The organism is Virgibacillus halotolerans (genome assembly GCF_016908515.1).
GTDB lineage: Bacteria > Bacillota > Bacilli > Bacillales > Amphibacillaceae > Virgibacillus_M > Virgibacillus_M halotolerans.
Genome location: NZ_JAFBEA010000001.1, coordinates 568,630 through 591,780, shown reverse-complemented (window position 1 = coordinate 591,780; position 23,151 = coordinate 568,630). Strand labels below are relative to the sequence as shown.

Genomic DNA, 23,151 nt, shown 5'->3' with positions numbered 1-23,151 from the left:
TGTTTTTGGTGAAAATCTATGAAAAAAATTAAAATCTATACATTAAAACAAGATGATCCTATTTAATTCAGACCTTTTGGTAAAAGAACGTTTCAATCAAATCCAAATTATAGTTTGTCGGACTAAATATTTGTTCTGTGCTGCCAACAAATAAAACCCCGCTCTGGCGAAGCGCTTTTCCCATACGATGATAGATAATTGCCTTGGCATCATCTGTGAAATAAATAAGCACATTCCGGCATACGATTAAATCAACATCACTTGGATAAGCATCCGCGAGCAAATTATGTTGCTTGAAACGAATCATTTCTTTCAATGTATCTTTGATCTTATACATTCCCTGTTGTTCAGCAAAGTATTTCTTTTTTATAGTTGGGGGCAACTCTCTGAGCGCCTGTGCTTGATATGTACCTTGCTTAGCCTTTTTTAATACATTTTCATCCAAATCTGTTGCGATAATTCGACATGCAATATTCGGAAAATTTTCTTTCATCATGATCGCCAGACTATAAGGCTCTTCTCCTGTTGAACAAGCCGCACTCCAAATTGTCATCTGCTTATTTTGTTTGGTTAATAACGGAAGTATCCTTTTTTGCAATATATCCCATCTTTTTGGGTTCCGATAAAACTCTGTAACATTGATGGTCAACCGATCTAGGAACTCTTGTAATAAAGTTTCCTCAGTGGTCAAAGCAGTGAAATAGGATGAAAAATCAGGATACCCTCGTTTATTTCTTAATGTAGTAATTCGGCGCCTCATTTGTGTTTCTTTATATAAATTTAAATCGATCCCTAATTTTAATTTAATTCGAGAAATGAAATCGATGTATTCGGGCATTTTTCTTCTCCTTATCAGCTGGAAGTTAGAGAAAAACCTCCGTTAATTGATAACGGAGGTTACTAACTTATGGTTTAGTAAATCCAGGCACTATCCTGTTTTGTATAGTTTGTAATTTCACTTTCATTAAAGAATAAACCAATTTCACGCGCTGCACTCTCCGCAGAATCTGATCCGTGAATAATGTTTTTCCCTACCGTCATTCCGAAATCACCGCGCACTGTTCCTGAAGCCGCTTCTAGAGGGTTCGTTTTACCCATCATATCACGTGCAGTTGTTATTACTTTTTCACCTTCCCATACCATTGCAAACACAGGTCCGGAAGTTATAAATTCAACCAGTTCTCCAAAGAAAGGTCTTTCTTTATGTTCTGCATAATGATTTTTCGCTAAATCATCTGAGATAACCATCAGTTTCGCACCTGCTAGTTTAAAACCCTTTGCTTCAAAACGTTTTACAATTTCCCCTACTAGATTGCGTTGTACGCCATCCGGTTTAATCATTAAAAATGTCTTTTCCATTGGTACACCTCTTCATGTATTATGTAATTTTTGTTCACCGTTAAAATAGTATCAAATTCTGCACAAAAAAACAATTGAATTAAGACCGTCTTTTGCCAATATAGGTGGCAATGTCCTGCAATGTTTGTTTTGCCTTAGAATTCGGTAGATCATCCAGAACCTGTAAGGCTTTTTGCAAATACAAGTCACTGAGATGATAGGATTGTTCGATTGCATCTGTTTGTTGTAGTGCACGAAGCAGCTTTTCCATACTTTCTTCACGAACATGTTCCGGGTCAGCAAATGTTTCTCTTAGCAATGTATTGAAAGTCTGATCCTTCATTGCATAAAGTACCGGCAGCGTAATATTTCCTTGTAATAAATCATTTCCTGCTGGTTTGCCCAATTGTTTTGCTGAAGAAGTAAAATCAAGGATATCGTCGATAATTTGGTAGGACATACCAATATAATAGCCATATTGATATAGTTTATTCGCATACTTATCTTCTACACCGGTCACAATTGCACCTAATTTACAGCTGGTTGCGATTAACAGGGCAGTCTTACGTTTGATTCTGCGTAAATAGTCTCTGAGTTGCTGATCCCATTTAAATTTATCTTTGATTTGTTCAATTTCCCCGATACATACTTCAACGATCGTTTTTGATAGTAAACGATGCACCTTGGCTTCTTTTAAAGTAGTTATTTCTTCCAATGCCCGTGCTAAAATGTAATCGCCTGTATACATCGCCACACGGTTTCCATACAATTTTTTAATTGTTGGCTTACCCCTGCGGATTGCTGCATCATCTATCACATCATCATGGACGAGTGTTGCCATATGTATTAATTCAAGTGAAACTGCTACTGTTTTAATTCTTTCCATATCAAAGTTCCCGATCTGTCCAGACAACAAAACAAAGATAGGACGAATTCGCTTCCCTCCAGCCTCGAGTAATTCGGTTGATGCTTCACGCAATACGGGATGTTCAGCTTGAATCATCTGATTTAAAGCATCTTCAATTATATTTAAGTCTTTTTTTAAATACCCATATGTTTTAGCAAGTTTCATGTGTGTCACCTTTATAAAATAATTAGTGTCTGTCTGTTATGATGTTTTAAAGCCCATATGCATTGCTGCAACTCCACCAGTATAGCTTTTTACTTGGACAAGTGAAAAGCCCGCATCATGGAACATTTGCTTGAGCTCTCTTTTATTTGGAAAGTCCTTTGCAGATTCGTGTAACCATGCATATTCTTTATAGCTTTTTGCAAACATTCTGCCGATCAGCGGCATAATGAATTTAAAGTAAAAATAGTATAATTGCCGATATCCACTTAACGTTGGTTGAGATGTTTCCAGACAAACAACTTTCCCACCTGGTTTAACAACGCGGTGCATTTCTCTTAATACAGTCTTATAATCAGGGACATTGCGCAAACCAAATCCTATGGTGACACAATCAAAGGTATTGTCTTCAAAAGGTAGATTCATCGCATTACCATGAAGGAAGCGCAGTTGAGGTAGATTCAATTCCTGCTTTTTATTGATAGCAACGGATAGCATGTTCTCACTGAAGTCCAACCCGGTTATCTCTCCATCTGTACCAACCGCATCTGCAAGTGCTAAAGACCAATCCCCAGTACCACAGCACACATCAAGTGCTTTTGATCCCTCTATTACTTGCATACGTTTCATTACATCTTTACGCCATGCCTTATGACGTTGAAATGAGATGATAGAATTCATCGTGTCATATTTCGTATATATTTTTTCGAAAACGTGATGAACACGTTCCTCTTTTGATTGTTCAGGCATTCTTCACCCTTCTTCCGCTATCGTTGTGCAATTATATAGCAACGCTTTTAATTTTACATTAGCATGTACTTTGAATGCTACCTGTGAGGCAGGAAGTTTTACCAGCATTTTATCTACGTGAATCGCGTTTAATTTGATTACATCGTCAACCGTATGCAACAACGTTTCATACATCGTATCCACGTTTAACTCTTTGGATAATAATGAAGAAAAATCATTGTTGTTCATTTTGCTTTTTTCCTGGCATAATCTATTCATCATGACCCACTCTTCTGCTATTCGAGCCATCGTTACGTCTTTTACATAATCGGCAACATGGAGGATCAATAAGGATTCAATTTTACCCAAGATTTGAATGTGATCGCGCAGTGAATTTATTTCGTTATAATATAACTTCATTTTGTTTTCATTTATCTCTTTGATGGCTGATGCTAATATATGAATAAGATCAAAGTCTTCAATTTCCGCCAGCAGTAAGTAATATAACCCACTAAAATAATCACCTGCCAAAACACTCAACTGTTTTGAAAGAATAAGTTCATTACTTTCATTGGGGTCATTTGATACTGGCACCAGTTCATGTGTATCTAGAGCAACTTGCACAAGCATCGTTGTAATAATATATTGTTCCTTCTGGATAGTGGATAAATGTGTATTATTAATAATTGCAGCTAAAATGATCAGCTTTTCTTCATCAATCACAGGTTTTGGTATATATTTTTTCAGGTATGAATGGTATATTTTGTCTTCAATTCGCGCTTTTAGGTGTCGAATTTCCATGGTAGATGTATTCAAAGAAATCACCTGATCCCTTTCATTGATTCAATAATTACTGTAGTCATTATAGCATAATTTATGTATGATCCATAATTAAGAATACCGGCAGCAAACGATCCATCAAACAACCGGTGTTATTTATTGTCTAATTGACCATGACTTGTTTGAATAATCGCTTTTCCTCGCACTTTTACTGCAGAGGTATGTTCGGTAAATTGTGCAATCATCACTTCATCTTTATCCAGCTTTTCTGAATGATGGAAACGGGTGTCAGTTCCTCTTGTTAAACCGATCACATTCACACCATCTTCTAATGCTTTAACAACAAAAAAGTCTGTTTTCGGATCTTGTTTGTCCATTACCTTACCTCCTGCTTATTATTTACAGTGCTGTATTTATTATTTACAGTGAAAAAAAAGGGTACGCGTTTAACGTACCCTTTTAAATAAACCCTATGTAAAATAATATTTATTTTACGCTATCTTTAAGGGCTTTACCTGCTTTGAATGCAGGGACTTTACTAGCTGGAATTTGAATTTCTTCTCCAGTTTGCGGATTACGGCCTTTACGAGCTGAACGCTCACGTACTTCAAAGTTACCAAATCCGATTAATTGTACTTTTTCACCTTGTTTAAGTGAATCCATGATAGATTCAAATACTGCATCAACAGCTTTTGTTGCGTCTTTTTTAGAAAGCTCGCTTTTTTCTGCTACTGCATTTATCAAGTCTGTTTTGTTCATGACATTCACCTCCTCCCAAATAGTTTCAATCGACATCGGAACAAATAATTAACTTATAACCATTTGTTTACCAAATTGCCTATATTTATACGTTGTAGCCACCCGAATCATTAGATGACATGGCTTATATTAACCGAGTTTGCTACAAAATTCAACAATAACTACCATTTTTTCCGCATTTTTTGTTAAAAAAGCTAAAATACCGCTTAAAACAGGACAAAAAGTTAATCTTTTGGAAAAAATATAATTGTTAATCAATGTTTAAAAACGGTTAGTATAAGCTGGTAACGCCACATTAATAGTTATACGACATGTAAGCGTTAATTCCTGCCGTTTCATAAAAAGTTTTTAAAACGACAAATAACCCTCGTGAGTCAGAGAGTTATTAGACGAATCTATAAAATAAAATCCATAAAGCAGCTTGTTAAAGCTGCTATAGGATAATTGCGATTAAACCACCGGATCCTTCGTTAATGATTCGTTCCAGTGTATCTTTTAGCTTGTATCTTGCATTTTCAGGCATTAATGCAATCTTTGCTTGAATACCCTCTCTAACAATCGAACTTAATGATCTGCCAAAAATATCAGATTCCCAAATCGATAATGGGTCTGCTTCAAAGTCTTGCATTAAATATCTTACAAGCTCTTCGCTTTGTTTCTCTGTACCGATAATTGGAGAAAATTCAGATTCGACCTCCACTTTAATCATATGAATAGAGGGCGCTACAGCTTTTAATCGAACACCAAATCTGGATCCTTGGCGAATAATTTCCGGCTCATCCAATATCATATCTTCTAAAGTAGGAGCTGCCACACCGTACCCGGTTTGCTTTACCATTTGTAATGCACCAGATACTTGATCATATTCACGTTTAGCAACGGAGAAATCCTGCATTAATTGCAGTAAATGATCTTTACCGCGGATTTCTTCTCCTACAATTTCTTTTAGAATTTGATCATACAGGTGATCCGGAGCATGCAAATCAATTTCCGCTACCCCTTCACCCATTTCCATACCAGCTATATTTGCTTTAGCAATATAATCATATTCGCCAAAGTCCCCAACAATTTCATCGACATCCCGTAACCTTTTAATATTTTTCACTGTAGACTGTATTGCCTCTTGGTAATTCCGTCTTAGCCAATGGTCTTCATTAAGCACCATCACCCAACTCGGCAGATTCACATTTACTTCAAGCACCGGAAATTCATAAAGTGCTTCTCGTAAAACATTATAGACATCATGCTCCGACATGGATTCTACACTCATCGCTAAGACAGGAATGTCATACTTTTCCGTTAAATCCTGACGTAATAATTCCGCCTCCTGGCTTGTAGGTCGTACGGAATTAACCACCATTACAAATGGCTTACCCACTTCTTTTAGTTCATCAATCACTTGAGCTTCCGCATCAACGTAATCTGCACGGGGGATCTCGCCGATTGATCCGTCTGTTGTTACAACTACCCCGATCGTTGAATGCTCTTGTATGACCTTCCTTGTACCGATTTCAGCTGCATCATGAAATGGAATAGAATCCTCATACCATGGCGTATGAATCATTCTCGGACCATTCTCATCTTCAAATCCTTTTGCACCTTCAACTGCATACCCTACACAATCAACAAGTCTTACATTTACATCTAACCCTTCATCCACACTTACTGTGACGGCTTGATTTGGGATGAACTTAGGCTCTGTCGTCATAATAGTTTTTCCTGCAGCGCTTTGTGGTAATTCATCAAGTGCCCGCGCACGTTCACTTTCCTCTTCGATATTTGGCAGGACAATCAACTCCATAAATTTTTTAATGAATGTTGATTTACCAGTCCGGACCGCACCTACAATACCTAGGTAAATATCTCCGTTCGTCCGCTTTGAAATATCTTTAAAAATATCGATTTTCTCCAAAAGATCTCCTCCCGATCTCCGTACTTTAATTCATAATAAAAAACGAACATTTAACATTACAAGTCTATGATGTTGTCCTATCAAAATATGCCTTAAATAGGTGTAAAATGATAAAAACGTTTTCTAATCGGTTGTAAAAACAAATAAACCCTTGCAACAATATATGTTACAAGGGAGTGAATATGATAAATATCTTATTTATTTTTCTGTCATAAATACCGGCTCACCATCTTGAATGGTGTATGGCAATGAATAGATAGGGACAAATGGTGTGTTATCTGCTAAAAGATAACGAATATCGTTTCCTTCTTTATAATCATGTTCGTATGCTTCCAGTGCATCCGTTAAGTCAATTCGATAATCTACATATAATTTTCCGTCAACGTCCATGACAATCGGTAAATTCTCCTGTGAATATGGACTTACAACGGTGACTGGTTTATCAAATCCAAGTTTTTTATAATCAATATTGTATATTCCATCAGCGATTTCTTTACCGTATGGCGGATAAATATGCTCGTTGCGATAAATATCCAATTGTACATTAACCCGGCGCACCTTTTCTGTAATCCGCAAATCGATCAATTTTACGCGTGGATTATCTTCCGGAGTTAATAATGTATATTGATAATGTCCCCCTTTTTCATAGGCGTTTCCCGGGATCTGGTCAATTAGATTATTTTCTTTTAACACACTGAAATCAATTAAATACTTTTGAAAAATGGGTGTATCATTTTCTTTTGTTTTAATCGGTACCAAACCTTGTTTATCTTCTCTGTATTGGTCAACAGCAGATTGCACAAGCTCTAATTGTCTTTCGTTTGGCGATTGATTTTGTTCTAATTTATCCTGCGGGTAAAGGCATCCACTTAAAATAAGGGTTAACATGAATACCCCCGCTATTCGAATATATGTATATCTCAAGTTCTCATCCTCCCTAGTGACTTATCCAGTCGGGCCACTAAAAACAATATAAATAATAATTAATCCACCAATAATTAATGATAAATATGCAAGTACAGATACAATTCTCGCTAGCCATCCTTTTAGTTTATATCTGCTTAGCAAGATTAAACCGATTGCTAACATCAATAAAATCATTCCTGCAAATGAAATCCACATTTTTAGCATTGATACTGACATTTGCTTCACTCCTACCATGTAAGTTTGCACCAAGTATTATAACACATGCCACATCTTACTAGTATTAATATAATATTGTCCGAATATTATATTAAAAAAATCCGGAATGAAGGGGGCTAGCCTCATCCCGGTCTGACTAAACAATATCCACAGCAGCTCTATCCATGAATGCTTGTGCGATTTATTTTATGCAAGTATACGTATGAATGTATCCTCACTTGCCCAGTATAACTACTTTTTAAAAATTTGATTCAAAGATTGCATATCCGCCGGCATCTTATTTTTAACGATGGATTGTACAATTTTATTTTCCTTTTCCTGTGAAATCGGTTTATTAGCTAATTTAGCTAAATGACGAACCAAATTTCTCACTGTTTTCTCATCTGAAAAATTAGCATGTTTAACAGAATCCGCAACTTTATAAACATCATCTGGATTAATATTTGTATTTTGCTGTAATTTGTCAAACAGACCCTTTTGAAAATTACTCACATACTCGCCTCCCTGCAATATGAAGTCAACAGCATTATATGCAGGGTGATGGCTTTATGTTATCGGGCATACCGTTCATTTAGCAACTCGGCAAGATCATCCATTTCTTCCCGTTTGGTTCGATTCATTAATTGTTCAACAACATCTTTCGGATCTTTGTGATCAAATAATACTTGATATATCCCCGTTGTAATTGGCATTTCTACTTGTTGTTCTTCTGCAAATTGGTATGCAGCTTTAACCGTTCTAACGCCTTCTACAACCATACCCATTTGATCTAGTACATCATCTAACTTTTTCCCTTTTCCGAGCAGATTTCCAGCACGCCAGTTACGACTATGGATACTAGTACATGTTACAATCAAGTCCCCCACTCCTGGTAAGCCTAAAAAGGTAAGCGGGTTTGCACCTAGCGAAGTACCTAATCTGGCAATTTCGGCTAGTCCTCTTGTTATTAAGGCTGCTTTTGCATTATCACCATAACCTAAACCATCAGAAATGCCGGCACCTAAAGCAATAATATTTTTCAATGCGCCGCCAAGTTCAATGCCAATAATATCTGGGCTTGTATATACTCGGAAATATTTGTTAATAAATAAGTCCTGTGCAAATTCTGCATTATTGATATTTACGGATGACACCGTAACTGTTGTAGGATGTCTTAATGCTACTTCTTCAGCATGACTCGGACCAGATAAAACGACGATATCTTCGTAGGCGTAGTTATCAAGCTCTTCACTGATCATTTCTGATACTCTTTTTAATGTTTTCGGCTCAATACCCTTAGATGCATGAATAATCGTAATAGGCTGTTCGAGAACGTTATTTAGCTGTTTACACACCTCGCGAATTGCTTTTGTGGGGACAACAATTACGATAGCTGAAACGTCTTTTACAGCGGCTTCAAGGCCATGAAATGCAGTGATTTGTTCAGGAATCGTTGTTTCCAAGTATTTTTCGTTTTTATGTGTTTGATTAATCTCTTCTACTTGTGCTTGTCGATGTGACCATAATCGCACATCATGCCCATTATCTGCCAGAACAACGCTTAAAGCCGTACCCCAGCTTCCGGCACCTAATACTGCAATTTTATTCAATGGTTTTCCTCCTCATTGTCGTTTCCTTGAGAATAATTTGATTGGCGTTCCAACAAATCCAAAGGCATCTCTTATTTTGTTTTCCAAAAATCGTTCATAAGAAAAATGCATGAGTTCAGGATCGTTCACAAATACTACAAAACCAGGTGGCTTGACAGAAACTTGGGTAGCATAAAGCACCTTTAATCGTTTTCCTTTCACTGTCGGTGTAGGGTTCATTGCGATCGCATCCATAATTACGTCATTTAAAACATTCGTTTGTATTCGTTTTGCATGGTTTTCACTCGCTATTTTGATTGCCGGTATCAGTGTATGCAATCTCTTTTTTGACTTTGCCGATAAGAAAACGATCGGTGCGTAATCCAAGTAAAGAAAGTGCGCTCGTATCTTTGTTTCGAATTCCTTCATTGCCTTTTCATTGGATTCAATAGTATCCCATTTATTTACGACGATCACAATCGCCCTACCGGCATCGTGTGCATAGCCAGCAATTTTCTTATCTTGTTCTCTTATTCCTGTTTCGGCATCAATTAAAACCAGAACAACATCTGAACGCTCAATTGCTTTTAGCGCGCGTAATACACTATATTTCTCCGTTGATTCATATACTTTTCCCCGTTTTCTCATTCCAGCAGTATCAATAATTACAAAATCTTGATCGTCTTTGCGCAAGTGCGTATCGACTGCATCACGGGTTGTACCTGCTGTCCCACTTACGATGACACGTTGTTCATTTAGTAGCGCATTAACAAGTGACGATTTTCCAACATTCGGTCTACCAATCAAGCTAAAATGAATGGTATCTTCACTTTCTTCTTCATCATTAATTTCCGGAAAACGCTCTATTATTGCGTCCAGCATGTCTCCCAGTCCTAACCCATGTGAACCGGAGATCGGGAATGGCTCACCGAATCCTAATGAATAGTATTCGTAAATCGTTTCTCGCATTTCCGGATTGTCTATTTTGTTCACACCAAGCACAATTGGTTTATTCGATTTGTACAAAAGTTTCGCAACTTCATCATCAGCTGCTGTTATACCTTCTTTGCCGTTCACCAAAAAAACAATTACATCTGCTTCATCAATAGCAATCTCAGCTTGTTGACGCATCTGTACTAATAACGGCTCATCACCTTGTTCAATACCACCTGTATCAATAATATTAAAAACATGTGTCAGCCATTCGGCTTGTGCATAAATTCGATCTCTCGTGACACCTGGAGTATCTTCTACAATAGATATTCGTTCGCCAACCAATCGATTAAAAATAGTTGATTTACCAACGTTTGGTCTTCCTACAATTGCAACAACAGATTTCCTCATGAAAGGAACATCCTCTCTAATAACGTTCTATTTACTTTTACTGTAATTCATTCTAGCAAAACTAGCTAACATAAACAATTGTTTTTTTACATTGATAGGACTTTAGTGTAAATGCAGTCTAGCTTTTGTCTTGCCTTTTAAATTCGTCACCCAATGGATTTTCTTACAACTTCAACCGATGGACGGGATGCCTTACTACATTTCTAAAGTTGTGTAAACTACTGAAAAGCTTGATTTTTGCCCACTGTAATAGTTTTAAACCAATGAGTAACATTACAGCCACCAAGAGACAATCAAGAAAAGCTAAATCACCTGCATCCGCACGCAAACCATAACCGGACAAAATGAAATGATATATTAATTCTCCAAAAGACGTACCCAATACACAAATACCCAGTTGATTATAGAATTTTTTTGTTAATAGGATGGTAACCATTACAAGTAAGAGGGAAATCGTTATGACTCTTGAAAAAATAATCCATACCGGTGCATTTATTTCCCATAACAGCATGGATACGTAGCCTATCGTAATTGTAAATGACGAAAATAGATGATAAACCAAACGTGATTGTTGAACCAGCATTAAAAGCGAGCCTAGGATCAATAATAATAAAATGATGGAAAAATGGAATCCATCCACTTCAATAGAAATATTGGAACAGCAAATTGCTAGCAAAAGCCAGCATGCTAAGGCAGTTCTTTTCTTACTTTTCCGCATAAAAAATGTAATGATAATCCAAATCATCCAGCTAAACCAATAAAAAATAATGCCACTAGTCATACATAATCACCACCAGTAGCATTATCTCTAGTATTGGAATGAAATATACAAAATCCTCCCGACATGGAAGGATTTTGTCATGTTATTTATATTTATTTAACTTGTCCCCAATGAAGTCCCCAATCTGAAATCCGGATTGTTCATCATTTTTTTCATATTGTTTAAATTCCTTTTCCGCTTGTTCCTGTTCTAATTCTTTAATACTTAAGGAAATACGTTCATTCTTTTCATTGATATCGAGTACTTTAACTTTCACTTGTTGATTTTCTTCTAATACCTCTTGTGGTGTTCCAATATGTCGGTTAGCAATCTCTGAGATATGAACAAGGCCCTCTACCCCCGGTTCTAATTCAACAAATGCACCAAAATTAACAAGTCTTTTTACTGTCCCTTCCAAGGTGTCGCCTGAAGAAATACGTTCTTCAATATTAGCCCATGGACCTGGCAATGTGTTTTTATGAGAAAGGGAAATACGTTCATTGTCCCGATCTATTGATAATACTTCTACTTTCAACGTATCACCAACAGACACAACATCGGATGCCTTTTCAACATGTTCGTGTGCTAGTTGGGAAATATGAACAAGCCCGTCCACACCACCAATATCAACGAAAACCCCAAATCCAGCGATTCGTTGAACAGTACCTTCCAATACCTGTCCTTCTTCTAATGTTTGAAGCAGTTTAACCTTTTTGATTTCATCTTCTTCTTCAATCACGGCTCGATGAGATAAAATAATTCGATTTTGTTCTTTGTTCAAGTCTGCAATTTTTACTGATAAAGTTTTTCCTTTATAATCTGTAAAATCCTCTACGAAGTAAGTCTCAACAAGGGACGCAGGCATAAATCCGCGAAGCCCAACATCCGCTACGAGCCCACCCTTGACAATTTCTTTTATTTCCGTTTCAAATACTTCTTTATTATTATATTTCTCTTCTAAAGCAGCCCAGGCCTTGTCGGCATCTACTGCTCTTTTTGAAAGAATGACTTCATCATCATCGATTTTCTTTACTTTTAATACAAGTTCATCGCCTTCTTGAACTACGTCACTTGTTAATTCAACATGAAGGTTCGATAATTCACTGATAGGAAGAATACCTTCTGATTTATAGCCAATATCAACTAATACTTGTTTTTCTTCCAATTTTACGACAGTCCCTGTTAATGTATCACCAATATTTATTGCTGGTATTTCTTTTTCTTCTTCACTCATGTCATTAGCCTCCTAAAATACAGTCCAATAATTTAATAAACAATACTTATATCATAAATATTGCGGATTTAAAAAACTTCTTTTAAATAACTTCTAATAATTCCAATTATTTGTCAAGTAAAGTAGTTTAAGATTGGGTACTTTTTGCCTTTTTTGCCTCTGTTAAAATAAGTTTCGCAACGTCATTAATCGTTAGTGACGTTGTATCGATTTCAATGGCATCATCTGCTTTAATTAACGGCGCAGCTTCCCGCTTTGAATCAATCAAATCTCTTTGCTCTATTTCTTTTTTCAATTCTTCTAAATCAGAGGGAAAACCTTTTTGAAGATTTTCTTCATATCGCCGTTTCGCACGTTCTTCCACCGTAGCAATCAGGAATACTTTCACTTCGGCATCTGGAAGTACATGCGTACCGATATCCCTTCCATCCATTACAACGCCTCGTTTGTCTGCCAAAGCCTGTTGCTGTTTAACCATCTCCATACGAATATTAGGATGCTTGGCAACATAGGATACATGGTTGGTTACGCGTTGTGAGCGTATTTCATTTGTGACATCTACCTTATCCAATAGAATGATTTGTCCATTATCCGTTTGTTTTAACTCAATTTCAGTTGCACTTAGTAAATCAACTAAGGCTTTTTCATCTTCTAAATGAAGTTTTTTTTCCAGTGCCTTTAATGTCAATGCACGATACATTGCGCCAGTATCAATATAAATGTACGAAAGTTTCTCGGCGGTAATCTTTGCTACAGTACTTTTCCCAGCTGCAGCCGGTCCATCTATCGCGATTGCAATCTTAGTATTTTCCATTAATAGTGTTCATTCCTCTCATAACACAAATGTTCATTAGAAAAACTTGGCATTTGCCAAGTTTTCGTTTAACCTACTTCTATTAAATCATAACATAACCATGAAAATTTGGGCATTACTTTTCTATTGTTCATTAAACTTTCATGAGGTTCGTATCTTTTGTTGGAAAACTTGGCTTATTGCCAAGCCTTTGATATGAAAGCCCCTGTTGCGCTTATGCAGTAGGTAAGTTTTATGTTTTCTATTTGCCAAGTAATAAAAATAATGGAGGAAGGGATTATCCCTCCCTCCATTATTTTTAAAAATTGCCAGCGAAATTAATTTCAGTTCCGCCGAGCTTTTCCACTTTTTCTTCTTTTCCATCCATGGCATTGATAAAGATACGATAGGTCTCATTACCCAAAGTACCTAAAAATTCATATGCTAGAACTTCTTCGCCCAAATCATTGTCAATAACCGCTAAGAAATCCTCCTGAATTTTCACATCCGGGTTTACCATGTCTTCTGCTTCTTCTTTCGATATTTCCGGTTTTGGTATATCTCTATCTGTATGGTTCATAAAATAGTTTCGTGCAGTCAATCCAAGTATATCCCCGTTATCCAAAGCAACTTTGACCTCTATGGCATCGGAATGAACACGGACACCGTCCTGATTATACAAAAATGAATAAACACCGATATTGTCGAACTCGTCGCTTTGAAAAATGGTCATATTTTCAAAATCCAACTTATCAAGATATGCTTTCGCCTTATCTTGGCCATCATTTAGGCTTATTTGTTTGTCTTGTACAGGGCGATCAACTAAAAGTGTTAATGGATGTCCACCTTGCTCCGCCATATCCATATAGGCGTTTTCATCGCCATTACGATAAGAAACACTGTAAGTTGGTATATCGGATCCATCACCGCTTTTTGTCACTGTTATGTTGTTATTATCCTTTACATTAAATAATGATTTGGCTTTCTTTAATGCTTCAGATTCACTGATTTTATCACCTTGTAAATGTTTAAATTGATGATCTTTGGTAGATGTTCCCATAAGACCAGAATCAACATTGGTTTCTGAATACCCTTCTACTGTCTTCTCCACGGTTTTGAGACCATCAATAATCGTATTGTCCGTCTGTTCATCCTGGTTTGCTAATGCAAGCTGAACATCCATCCACCGTAAATTATTTTTCAATGTTATATGCTGTACCTGTCTTAATTCATCTTTAATTTTTCCGGATTGTTTATATAAGTCTTCGAACGATTGCTTTTCTTTATCTGAAAGTGGATTACTATCTAAATCCCTAACTGCAGTCCGATACGTGAAATCTCCAATATCTGAAAGAAACTCCTCTGTTTTATTGAAAGGAAGTAAACCAAGTGGTAATTGGCCAACATTCGATAATGCGTCAGAGGTTATTCGCCATATGTCTACCATTTGTGGCGATAAACGTTGTTTAGAGTTCATTGCTAGGGTTGTTCCGATTTTATCGTGTAACAGATCAATATTATAAGAAAGCTCATGAAAGGACCGCTGATACGTATTTTCCGCTTGTATAAGTACCGCATTTTTTTCTTGATGCTCCTGATAACCCCAAAAGGCAGTTCCTGCAATTCCAATCGTAAGTACTGCTACTAAGATCCATCTAACCATTACTAATCACACCTTTCTATTTGCAAAATATATGTTTACCAATTTTCTTGATCTGTGGTCTGGACCAAATCCAAGCGGATGTAGCGGTATCAGGATTAAAATAATACTCCGCGCTGCCAGTTGGATCCCAGCCATTAATTGCATCTAGTACTGCTTGTTTTGCTGTATCATTAGGTGTGAGCCATATTTGACCATCAGCGACGGCAGTAAAGGCTCTTGGCTCAAAAATGACACCGGAAACATTATTTGGAAAGGTCGGGCTCTTCACTCGGTTTAAAATAACTGCAGCAACTGCCACCTGACCAACGTATGGTTCACCTCTTGCTTCACCATAAACTGCATTTGCCATTAGTTGAATATCGTTTTGTGAATATCCCTCTGGAACATTTACAGAGGTATTGGCTGTTGCTGCTCCTTCATCACCACCGGTATTTTCCTGCTTCGCTGGTGTCGTTTGCTTATTATTGTTATCACCACCATAATGCGTGAACTTCTTTCCTTGATTGATTTGAGATTTCACGTGTTTTTCATCATATTTCGAAGCCTTGATCAATTTTTGCTTGGTTGTTTGTCCGGCGATCCCATCAATTTCTTGTCCAAATTCATATTGGAAATTTCGTAGTGCCCAATATGTCCCCCACCCAAACACCCCATCTATCTTTCCGTTATAATACCCTACATATTGCAATCTGGCTTGTAGTTCAATAACATCATCACCGACTGCTCCTTGTTGGATGACTTGTGAACTAAAAGCGTTTACAGGTTTCGGGGAGATAGATGCATACAATGCTAAAAACATAAAACATATCATAATATAAATCATAGGTACCCTTACATAGGTCATACTTTTTCCTCCTGTCTTGACAATGTGTTCTGCTATCTATTTTCTGAGTAATTGCCAATTTTATTCATAAATTATAAAGCTAATTATATATAAGGCTACTTTAATCCAAATACATCGTGATATTTCCTCTCAGAGAGCGCTTTGAAGTAATTCTGAAGTTTAACTCCTATTATTTCACTTTCAAATGATATTTCTACGCAAGCTATACTTGAAAGCACACACCGTTGAATGCAAAGTCATTTTAACGTATCATTAACGACAGGCAAATGAATTTTGTTAAAGCAGGTGATCGTAATGAGAAATATATTAATTATTCATACTGGTGGAACGATATCCATGATGGAAAATAAAGAAACCGGTGAAGTGAAACCAACAGACGTACATCCATTATCAAACTTATCGGGGCAATTAGGTCGATATGCTAATGTAGATGAAATCATCGCATTTGACCTTCCTTCTCCACAAATCACACCAGTACAAATGCTTCAGCTTGCTAAAAAGATTGAAAACATGACTCCTTCTTATGATGGATTTGTTGTAACACATGGAACAGATACATTAGAAGAAACGGCATACTTTTTGGATTTGGTTCTGGGAACAAATAAACCAATTATATTAACAGGTGCTATGCGGTCGAGTAATGAAATAGGTGCTGACGGATTGTACAATCTGATTAATTCTGTTCGGGTGGCTGCGGATCCCGAAGCAACATCTAAAGGTGTATTAGTTGTTATGAACGATGAAATACACAGCGCACAAAACACGACGAAAACTTCGACCAGCAATGTGGCCACCTTCCAAAGTCCGCAATATGGACCACTAGGTATTATTACAAAGGAATCGGTTATCTTTCACCATACGATCCTGGCACGTTCTACCCAGTCCATTGATCAAGTGTCAAGTAATGTTTTTTTATTAAAGGCTTATGCAGGGATGGATGCCCAAATTATTCAAGCGATACAATCAGCTAATCCGGATGGTTTGGTGATTGAAGCACTTGGCCAGGGTAATTTACCAAAAGCGATGTTGCCACCACTTCAAGAATTGATTGCTCATCATGTTCCAATCATATTAGTTTCTCGATGCTACCAAGGGATCGTACAACCTACCTATGGATACGACGGCGGTGGCAAACAATTGAAGGAGATGGGGGTTATTTTCGCGCATGGTTTAACAGGTCCCAAAGCACGAATCAAACTATTAGTCGCATTGGAAAACACGAATGACTTCAATGAGCTGACAAAGGTATTTGAAAGTTGACAATAAAAATGATAGCAGTCAATTGACTGCTATCATTTTTATTTAGTCACCTATAATAGAATTTGCTATTTTATCACCATGGAAACGTCCATTTTCAATGAAAATTTCATTATTATTGTAACCCGCTGCAATTACACCAGCAATATAAAGGCCTGGGACATTTGTTTCCATTGTGTCTTCATTAAATTTCGGTTTTCCATTATCTGGGTTAATGTCGATCCCGGAATCCTTTAAAAATTCTAGGTTCGGTTTATACCCTGTCATGGCAAATACAAAATCATTTTTTAATGTGTTTTCTTTTCCATTTACTGTATAATGGACAATTTCATTCGTTATCGCTGTTACTTCCGCATTAAAATGCATGTTTATTTTATTTTTGTTAGCCAATGATTCGAATTCTGGCAAAATCCATGGTTTAATACTTTTTGAATAAGATTCTCCGCGATAAAAGACTGTTACACGTGCCCCGGCCTTGTGAAGTTCGAGTGTTGCATCAACGGCTGAATTTTTACCACCAATAACAACAACATCTTTATTAAAATAAGGATGGGATTCTTTAAAATAATGCATTACTTTAGGTGATTTTTCCCCTGGAATCATCATATAATTCGGCTGATCATAATATCCGGTAGCGATGATCACCTTATCTGCAATATAGTTGCATTCTTCCTGCGTGTTTTTCACTGTACTCAGTGTGAATTGCTTAGCAGCTTGTTTGATCTCCGTTACCCGTTCAAACGCATTAATTCGTAGCTTCGTCCTGGCTGCGACTGTTCGATAATAGGCCAATGCCTCATTTCTTACAGGTTTTTGCTTTTCTGTAATAAATGGAATTTCTCCAATTTCCAATTTATCACTGGAGCTAAAAAACATTTGATGGGTAGGGAAATTATAGATTGTACTAACAACATTTTCTTTTTCAATAATTAACGGGTTTATCCCCTGTTTTTGTAATGCAATCGCAGCAGACATGCCACAAGGACCGCCACCAATAATAATCACTTGTTCTTTCTTCAACTACACACACTTCCTTTAATAATCTCTCTTTCCATGACGAAAAAACTCTTATCTCACTATACATGATAAGAGTTTTTTCGTCATATGTTTTGTTTATCGGCCTTAAAATTATCGATTCGTTTATACCCAACCGCGGAATCTTGAAGCCTCTGCCATTTTCCTTACTCCAATCATGTAGGCAGCTAACCGCATGTCAACACGTCTCGTTTGCGCTGTATTATAGATCGCATTAAACGATTTAATCATAATTTCGTGAAGTTTTTTATCAACTTCTTCTTCAGACCAGTAATAACCTTGATTGTTTTGTACCCATTCAAAATAAGAAACGGTTACGCCACCAGCGGAAGCCATTACATCAGGTACTAATAATATCCCGCGTTCAGTTAAAATTTTAGTTGCTTCCATTGTTGTAGGACCATTAGCTGCCTCCACTACAATATCCGCTTTAATTTTATGTGCATTCGCGGCAGTAATTTGATTTTCGACTGCAGCTGGAACGATAATATCGCAATCCAGTTCAAATAATTCTTGATTTGATATTGTATTATTAAACAATTTAGTTACTGTGCCAAAGCTATCTCTTCTGTCTAAAAGATAATCAATGTCAAGGCCTTCCGGATCATGTAATGCACCATAAGCATCTGAAATTCCTACTACTTTTGCACCGGCATCATAGAGGAATTTAGATAAGAAACTACCTGCATTACCAAATCCCTGGACAACAACCCTTGCACCTTTCATATCAAGGCCCCGTTTTTTCGCTGCCTCATTGATACAAATTGTTACACCTTTTGCTGTCGCAGATTCTCTACCATGAGACCCACCTAGAGCAATTGGTTTTCCAGTAATAAAACCTGGACTATTAAATTCATCAATCCTGCTATACTCATCCATCATCCATGCCATGATTTGTGAGTTTGTGAATACGTCAGGTGCTGGTATATCTTTCGTAGGTCCAACAATTTGACTAATTGCCCGAACATATCCACGGCTTAATCCTTCCAGCTCCCGGAATGACATTTCACGCGGATCACAGATAATACCGCCTTTCCCTCCGCCATAAGGAAGGTCAACAATACCAGCTTTTAAACTCATCCATATTGATAATGCTTTTACTTCTTTTTCAGTAACATCCGGGTGGAATCTTACGCCACCTTTTGTAGGCCCTACCGCATCATTATGCTGTGCACGATACCCTGTAAATACCTTTATTGACCCATCATCCATACGAACTGGAATTCTTACTGTGAGCATCCGAAGCGGTTCCTTTAATAGTTCAAATACTTCATCGGGATATCCTAGCTTTTCCAATGCTGTTTTTACCACAGTTCGTGTGGAAGCTAATACGTCCATTTTTTCATTATTCTCTTTGGTAGAATCTGCTGCTTTATCGGCTACCATGAATTTACCTCCTAGAATATCAATAAATATTTAATAAAATAGCTATACTCAGTGATTAGTATACACCTTCAAGATAAATATGCAATAAAACAAATGTGCTTTTATTGTATATCAAAAAATGATGTAAACGATTGCGTTTCACTTCGTTTAAACCATTTTTTAACAGTGAAATTCATTTTATTTTCTGTCGTAAAATGTATGAATAATTTGTTTCACAGCATTTGCTTCAAAAATAACTTTACCGTATTCCCTTAGTCTATATGATGTAATAATACTTGGAATGGAGTATTCGGACATGACAGCGATCATATCCTCTTTATTTTTATGATCAAGATCATCATCATTTAAAAGCATGTAATAGCGATGATCCATAAAATAGACCTGACCACCTTCTATTGCATGATTGGATAAAGATGAAGCCGCCTGGATGACATCTTCAAAATCAAGAAAGGAAAAGATTAATTCATTACTTTCATCCAATGTAACTTTCATTTCAATGAAGTCTTCATCCCAATCTATATCTTCAAATTTTTGTGTGACAATGACATGCATCCCTTGCGCCTGCATCATGTGTACCTGAACGAGAAGCATGCCTTCCAATTCAAATCCAAGCTCCGAACTGGCTTCGTACATCATATCACTGAATAGACTTTGGACACTTGATGCATCATGCCATAAGTCTTCTTTGGTGAATCCACGTTCAACCAAGTCGTCAAACGTCAAAAATATTGTAAATTGATCATCGGACACCCTTTCAATTCGCATGCAGTATCCTCCTTTAACTAGCCATTTTTATTACAGTTTGAAGGGTAAATAGCGAAATACATCGATACCCTCCCACTGACTGAAGCTTTCACTTTATATACTATATGCTTGCTATTTCATTATTGAACATGAGAAATGTATTATTTTATTTAACTTCCGGTCAAAAGCACCAGATATTCACTCACATACACATATGTATTTAATGAAATTGTAACATTTTCTTTCGGGAATAGCATGTAAAGATAACTAGTACTTGATACATGTTTATGATATATCTTTTATTTAGAATAGGACTACCTCTCTATATCATACATATAGATTGATAGGAGTGAAAAGTATTCAACTCCGCCCCGACTATATATCCCATTTCAACCTAAGAATTACCACATTATAATGTCTTGTAAAACTGTCACTGTCAAGTTAAATGGAGTACTTTTTACACATTAAATTTTAATAGTTTTATTCCCGTAAATCGAATTTCGATGTTTATTGCTTACATAATTTCTCCAGCTGTATTCCTAAACGTAGCAAAAAATGTTCTTAGTTCATTAAAAATACATATATATATATAAAGGGGTTAAAAGTCAAACGAGAGGATAGTGATGACATGGATGATAAGCCATCCTCAAGAAATAACAAAAAGAAAGTTGATGAAAATAGTAAAGATGAGCAACTGGATCAGTACCGTGAAAAAAATACCGGACCAGGCAAGAAACTAACAAGTGATGCCGGATTAAAAATTTCGAATGATAGGTGGTCATTAAGAGCAGGAAAACGCGGTCCAACATTATTTGAAGACTTTCATTTTTATAAAAAACAGTCCCATTTTAACCGGGAACGAATCCCCGAAAAAGTGGTTCATGCAAGAGGTGACGGAGCATATGGAGAATTTGAGTTATATAAATCCATGAGACATGTCACGAAAGCCGCTTTCCTGCAAGAACCTGGTTGCAAAACACCTGTGTTTGTTCGATTTTCCAACTTTATAGGAAGTAAAGGCTCCAAGGATACAGCAATCGATATTCGTGGCTTTGCAACCAAATTTTACACAGAAGAAGGAAATTATGATAATTTGGCACTCTCATTTGCTGTCTTCGCAGTTGCGGATGCCATGAAATTTGCAGATTTTGTACATGCGGTTAAACCAAATCCAAAAACCGATGTTCCACAAGCCACTATCGCACATGATAATACCTGGGATTATATCGCTAACAATCAGGAGATTGCGCATTTTATTATGTGGCTTATGTCTGATCGTGGTCGGCCGAGAAGCTGGCGAATGATGGAAGGCTACCCTGTCAATACGTTTCGTTTTATAAATGAACAAGGTAAAGCAACCTTTGTCAGATTTGTATGGAAACCAATGCTTGGTGTTCACTCTTTGCTACTAGATGAAGCTAATATTATTGGAGGGGTGGATCCGGATTACCATCGACGGGATTTACATGAGGCTATTGAGTGCGGCGCATATCCAGAATACGAACTCGGTGTGCAGCTAATTGCTGACGAAGATGAATTCAAGTATGATTTTGACATCTTGGATGATACAAAATTGTGGCCGGAAGAAGTCGTTCCTGTTGAGCTCATCGGTAAAATGACGTTGAATCGGCTCGTTGATAATCACTTTGCAGAAGAAGAACAGGCTTCATTTGACCCGTCTACCATTGTTCCAGGGATTGACTTCACCAATGACCCTGTTCTTCAAGGTAGATCCTTTGCTTACAGAGATACGGATTATCATCGCCTTGGTACAGGAAACATTAATGAAATACCGATCAACAAGCCAGTTGCTGAAGTTAACACGAATCAGAGGGAGAGTTACTCAAAATATCGAATAGATGTTGATTCAGTAAACTACCATAAAAATTCTTTAGCTGGAAACACACCAGCAGAGACCCCTCCTGAAGAAGGTGGATTTGCACATTATCCCGAAAAAGTAGAAGGACACTTAACAAGGGAACGCCCGAGTGAATCGTTCTTTGATTACTTTTCACAGCCGAGACTTTTTTGGAATAGCATGTCACCTGTTGAGAAACAAAACATTGTGGAAACGTTCAACTTTCACCTTGGATATGTCAAAAGCAAATCTGTCAGACAGCAGGTTGTCGATATGTTCGGTAATGTAGACACCGGAATGGCAACGGCAATTGCAGAAAACATTGGTGTCAATCCTCCAAAAGGATCTCATGTTTCAGTGACAAAAAGTTCCCCCGCTCTTAGTGAAGTAAATACACCGCATTACGCATACACACAAAAAGTTGGCGTTCTGATTGGTAATGGTTTTAATAGTGAAGAGGTAAGTAATACCTTTAATGTCCTGAAAAAGTATGGCGTATTTATAGATGTTATCAGTGAAAATCTTGGCACTGTCACCGGGACTGATGGTACAACTGTTAAGGTAGAAAAAACATTTGTTTCAACTTATCCGGTACTATACGATTCATTCTATGTAGTTGGAGGAAACATTGACAATCAAGCAAAATTCCATCAAGATGTCATGACTTTTGTCAATGATGCGTATAAACACTATAAACCAATTGGTGTTGCCACTACTGGCCAGTCTTATATTCAATCTTCCAAAACTAATAACCTAGCTGGAGTCGTTTTTGCCGCAAACAATCCTGAATTCGGGAATGAATTTGTCTCAGCAATCGCTCAACAACGTTTTTGGAATAGAAAATAATATTGTTATATTGATGACGGGATGATTACAATAAGAGGAAGGAGCTCATTAAATTCCAATTGAGCTCCTTTCTCCATTTAACCATATTA

Annotated in this window: 23 protein-coding genes; 2 read left to right on the top strand and 21 right to left on the bottom strand. The window is 37.0% G+C overall.

Annotated elements, in window-relative coordinates; genetic code table 11:
* Positions 1-67 precede the first annotated feature (67 nt).
* From JOC34_RS03480 to sleB, 18 genes are all read right to left on the bottom strand, one after another.
* Positions 68-838 carry a CheR family methyltransferase gene (locus tag JOC34_RS03480; protein ID WP_205135316.1) on the bottom strand — a complete coding sequence of 257 codons (771 nt, stop codon included), beginning with the start codon at positions 836-838 and terminating at the stop codon, positions 68-70.
* 74 nt (positions 839-912) lie between these two features.
* Entirely contained in the window at positions 913-1,359 is a 447-nt protein-coding gene (gene ndk, locus JOC34_RS03475; RefSeq protein WP_205135315.1) for a nucleoside-diphosphate kinase, read from the bottom strand.
* Between the two features lie 79 nt (positions 1,360-1,438).
* Positions 1,439-2,410, bottom strand: a complete 972-nt coding sequence (hepT, locus tag JOC34_RS03470; protein WP_205135314.1) for a heptaprenyl diphosphate synthase component II — start codon at positions 2,408-2,410, stop codon at positions 1,439-1,441.
* A 36-nt stretch (positions 2,411-2,446) separates the two neighbouring features.
* Positions 2,447-3,157, bottom strand: a complete 711-nt coding sequence (gene menG / locus JOC34_RS03465; protein WP_205135313.1) for a demethylmenaquinone methyltransferase — start codon at positions 3,155-3,157, stop codon at positions 2,447-2,449.
* Between the two features lie 3 nt (positions 3,158-3,160).
* Positions 3,161-3,952, bottom strand: a complete 792-nt coding sequence (locus JOC34_RS03460) for a heptaprenyl diphosphate synthase component 1 (RefSeq protein WP_205135312.1) — start codon at positions 3,950-3,952, stop codon at positions 3,161-3,163.
* A 116-nt stretch (positions 3,953-4,068) separates the two neighbouring features.
* Complete coding sequence (gene mtrB, locus JOC34_RS03455) at positions 4,069-4,293, bottom strand: trp RNA-binding attenuation protein MtrB (protein ID WP_205135311.1); 225 nt, start codon at positions 4,291-4,293, stop codon at positions 4,069-4,071.
* 109 nt (positions 4,294-4,402) lie between these two features.
* The gene (locus JOC34_RS03450; protein ID WP_205135310.1) at positions 4,403-4,675 is read right to left on the bottom strand and encodes an HU family DNA-binding protein; all 273 of its coding nucleotides are present in this window, start codon (positions 4,673-4,675) and stop codon (positions 4,403-4,405) included.
* Positions 4,676-5,108: 433 nt separating this feature from the next.
* Entirely contained in the window at positions 5,109-6,587 is a 1,479-nt protein-coding gene (spoIVA, locus tag JOC34_RS03445; protein WP_205135309.1) for a stage IV sporulation protein A, read from the bottom strand.
* Between the two features lie 198 nt (positions 6,588-6,785).
* A complete protein-coding gene (locus tag JOC34_RS03440) occupies positions 6,786-7,511 on the bottom strand; it encodes a hypothetical protein (RefSeq protein ID WP_205135308.1) in 726 nt (241 codons plus the stop codon).
* 21 nt (positions 7,512-7,532) lie between these two features.
* Complete coding sequence (locus JOC34_RS03435) at positions 7,533-7,730, bottom strand: DUF2768 domain-containing protein (protein ID WP_205135307.1); 198 nt, start codon at positions 7,728-7,730, stop codon at positions 7,533-7,535.
* Between the two features lie 231 nt (positions 7,731-7,961).
* Positions 7,962-8,222, bottom strand: coding sequence for a stage VI sporulation protein F (locus tag JOC34_RS03430; protein WP_205135306.1), 261 nt, complete (start codon positions 8,220-8,222; stop codon positions 7,962-7,964).
* 59 nt (positions 8,223-8,281) lie between these two features.
* On the bottom strand, positions 8,282-9,319 hold the full coding sequence (locus JOC34_RS03425; RefSeq protein WP_205135305.1) for an NAD(P)H-dependent glycerol-3-phosphate dehydrogenase: 1,038 nt from the start codon (positions 9,317-9,319) through the stop codon (positions 8,282-8,284).
* 12 nt (positions 9,320-9,331) lie between these two features.
* The gene (gene der, locus JOC34_RS03420) at positions 9,332-10,642 is read right to left on the bottom strand and encodes a ribosome biogenesis GTPase Der (protein ID WP_205135304.1); all 1,311 of its coding nucleotides are present in this window, start codon (positions 10,640-10,642) and stop codon (positions 9,332-9,334) included.
* A gap of 163 nt (positions 10,643-10,805) precedes the next feature.
* Entirely contained in the window at positions 10,806-11,423 is a 618-nt protein-coding gene (locus tag JOC34_RS03415; RefSeq protein ID WP_205135303.1) for a YphA family membrane protein, read from the bottom strand.
* Between the two features lie 82 nt (positions 11,424-11,505).
* Positions 11,506-12,636 carry a 30S ribosomal protein S1 gene (gene rpsA, locus JOC34_RS03410; protein WP_205135302.1) on the bottom strand — a complete coding sequence of 377 codons (1,131 nt, stop codon included), beginning with the start codon at positions 12,634-12,636 and terminating at the stop codon, positions 11,506-11,508.
* 127 nt (positions 12,637-12,763) lie between these two features.
* Positions 12,764-13,450 (bottom strand): (d)CMP kinase, encoded by a 687-nt coding sequence (gene cmk / locus JOC34_RS03405; protein WP_205135301.1) that lies wholly within the window; start codon positions 13,448-13,450, stop codon positions 12,764-12,766.
* Between the two features lie 298 nt (positions 13,451-13,748).
* On the bottom strand, positions 13,749-15,092 hold the full coding sequence (gene ypeB / locus JOC34_RS03400; protein ID WP_205135300.1) for a germination protein YpeB: 1,344 nt from the start codon (positions 15,090-15,092) through the stop codon (positions 13,749-13,751).
* A 16-nt stretch (positions 15,093-15,108) separates the two neighbouring features.
* On the bottom strand, positions 15,109-15,903 hold the full coding sequence (sleB, locus tag JOC34_RS03395; protein WP_239544113.1) for a spore cortex-lytic enzyme: 795 nt from the start codon (positions 15,901-15,903) through the stop codon (positions 15,109-15,111).
* Between the two features lie 327 nt (positions 15,904-16,230).
* Between sleB and JOC34_RS03390 the strand changes: the two genes are divergently transcribed.
* A complete protein-coding gene (locus tag JOC34_RS03390) occupies positions 16,231-17,196 on the top strand; it encodes an asparaginase (RefSeq protein ID WP_205135298.1) in 966 nt (321 codons plus the stop codon).
* Positions 17,197-17,238: 42 nt separating this feature from the next.
* On the opposite strand, the gene JOC34_RS03385 is transcribed toward JOC34_RS03390, so the two are convergent.
* From JOC34_RS03385 to JOC34_RS03375, 3 genes are all read right to left on the bottom strand, one after another.
* Positions 17,239-18,213, bottom strand: coding sequence for a YpdA family putative bacillithiol disulfide reductase (locus JOC34_RS03385; RefSeq protein WP_205135297.1), 975 nt, complete (start codon positions 18,211-18,213; stop codon positions 17,239-17,241).
* Between the two features lie 120 nt (positions 18,214-18,333).
* Complete coding sequence (locus JOC34_RS03380) at positions 18,334-19,566, bottom strand: Glu/Leu/Phe/Val family dehydrogenase (protein WP_420856107.1); 1,233 nt, start codon at positions 19,564-19,566, stop codon at positions 18,334-18,336.
* A 225-nt stretch (positions 19,567-19,791) separates the two neighbouring features.
* Positions 19,792-20,379: a genetic competence negative regulator gene (locus JOC34_RS03375; protein WP_205135295.1), complete on the bottom strand. Its 588-nt coding sequence runs from the start codon at positions 20,377-20,379 to the stop codon at positions 19,792-19,794.
* Between the two features lie 607 nt (positions 20,380-20,986).
* Between JOC34_RS03375 and JOC34_RS03370 the strand changes: the two genes are divergently transcribed.
* A complete protein-coding gene (locus tag JOC34_RS03370; RefSeq protein ID WP_205135294.1) occupies positions 20,987-23,062 on the top strand; it encodes a catalase in 2,076 nt (691 codons plus the stop codon).
* Positions 23,063-23,151 lie beyond the last annotated feature (89 nt).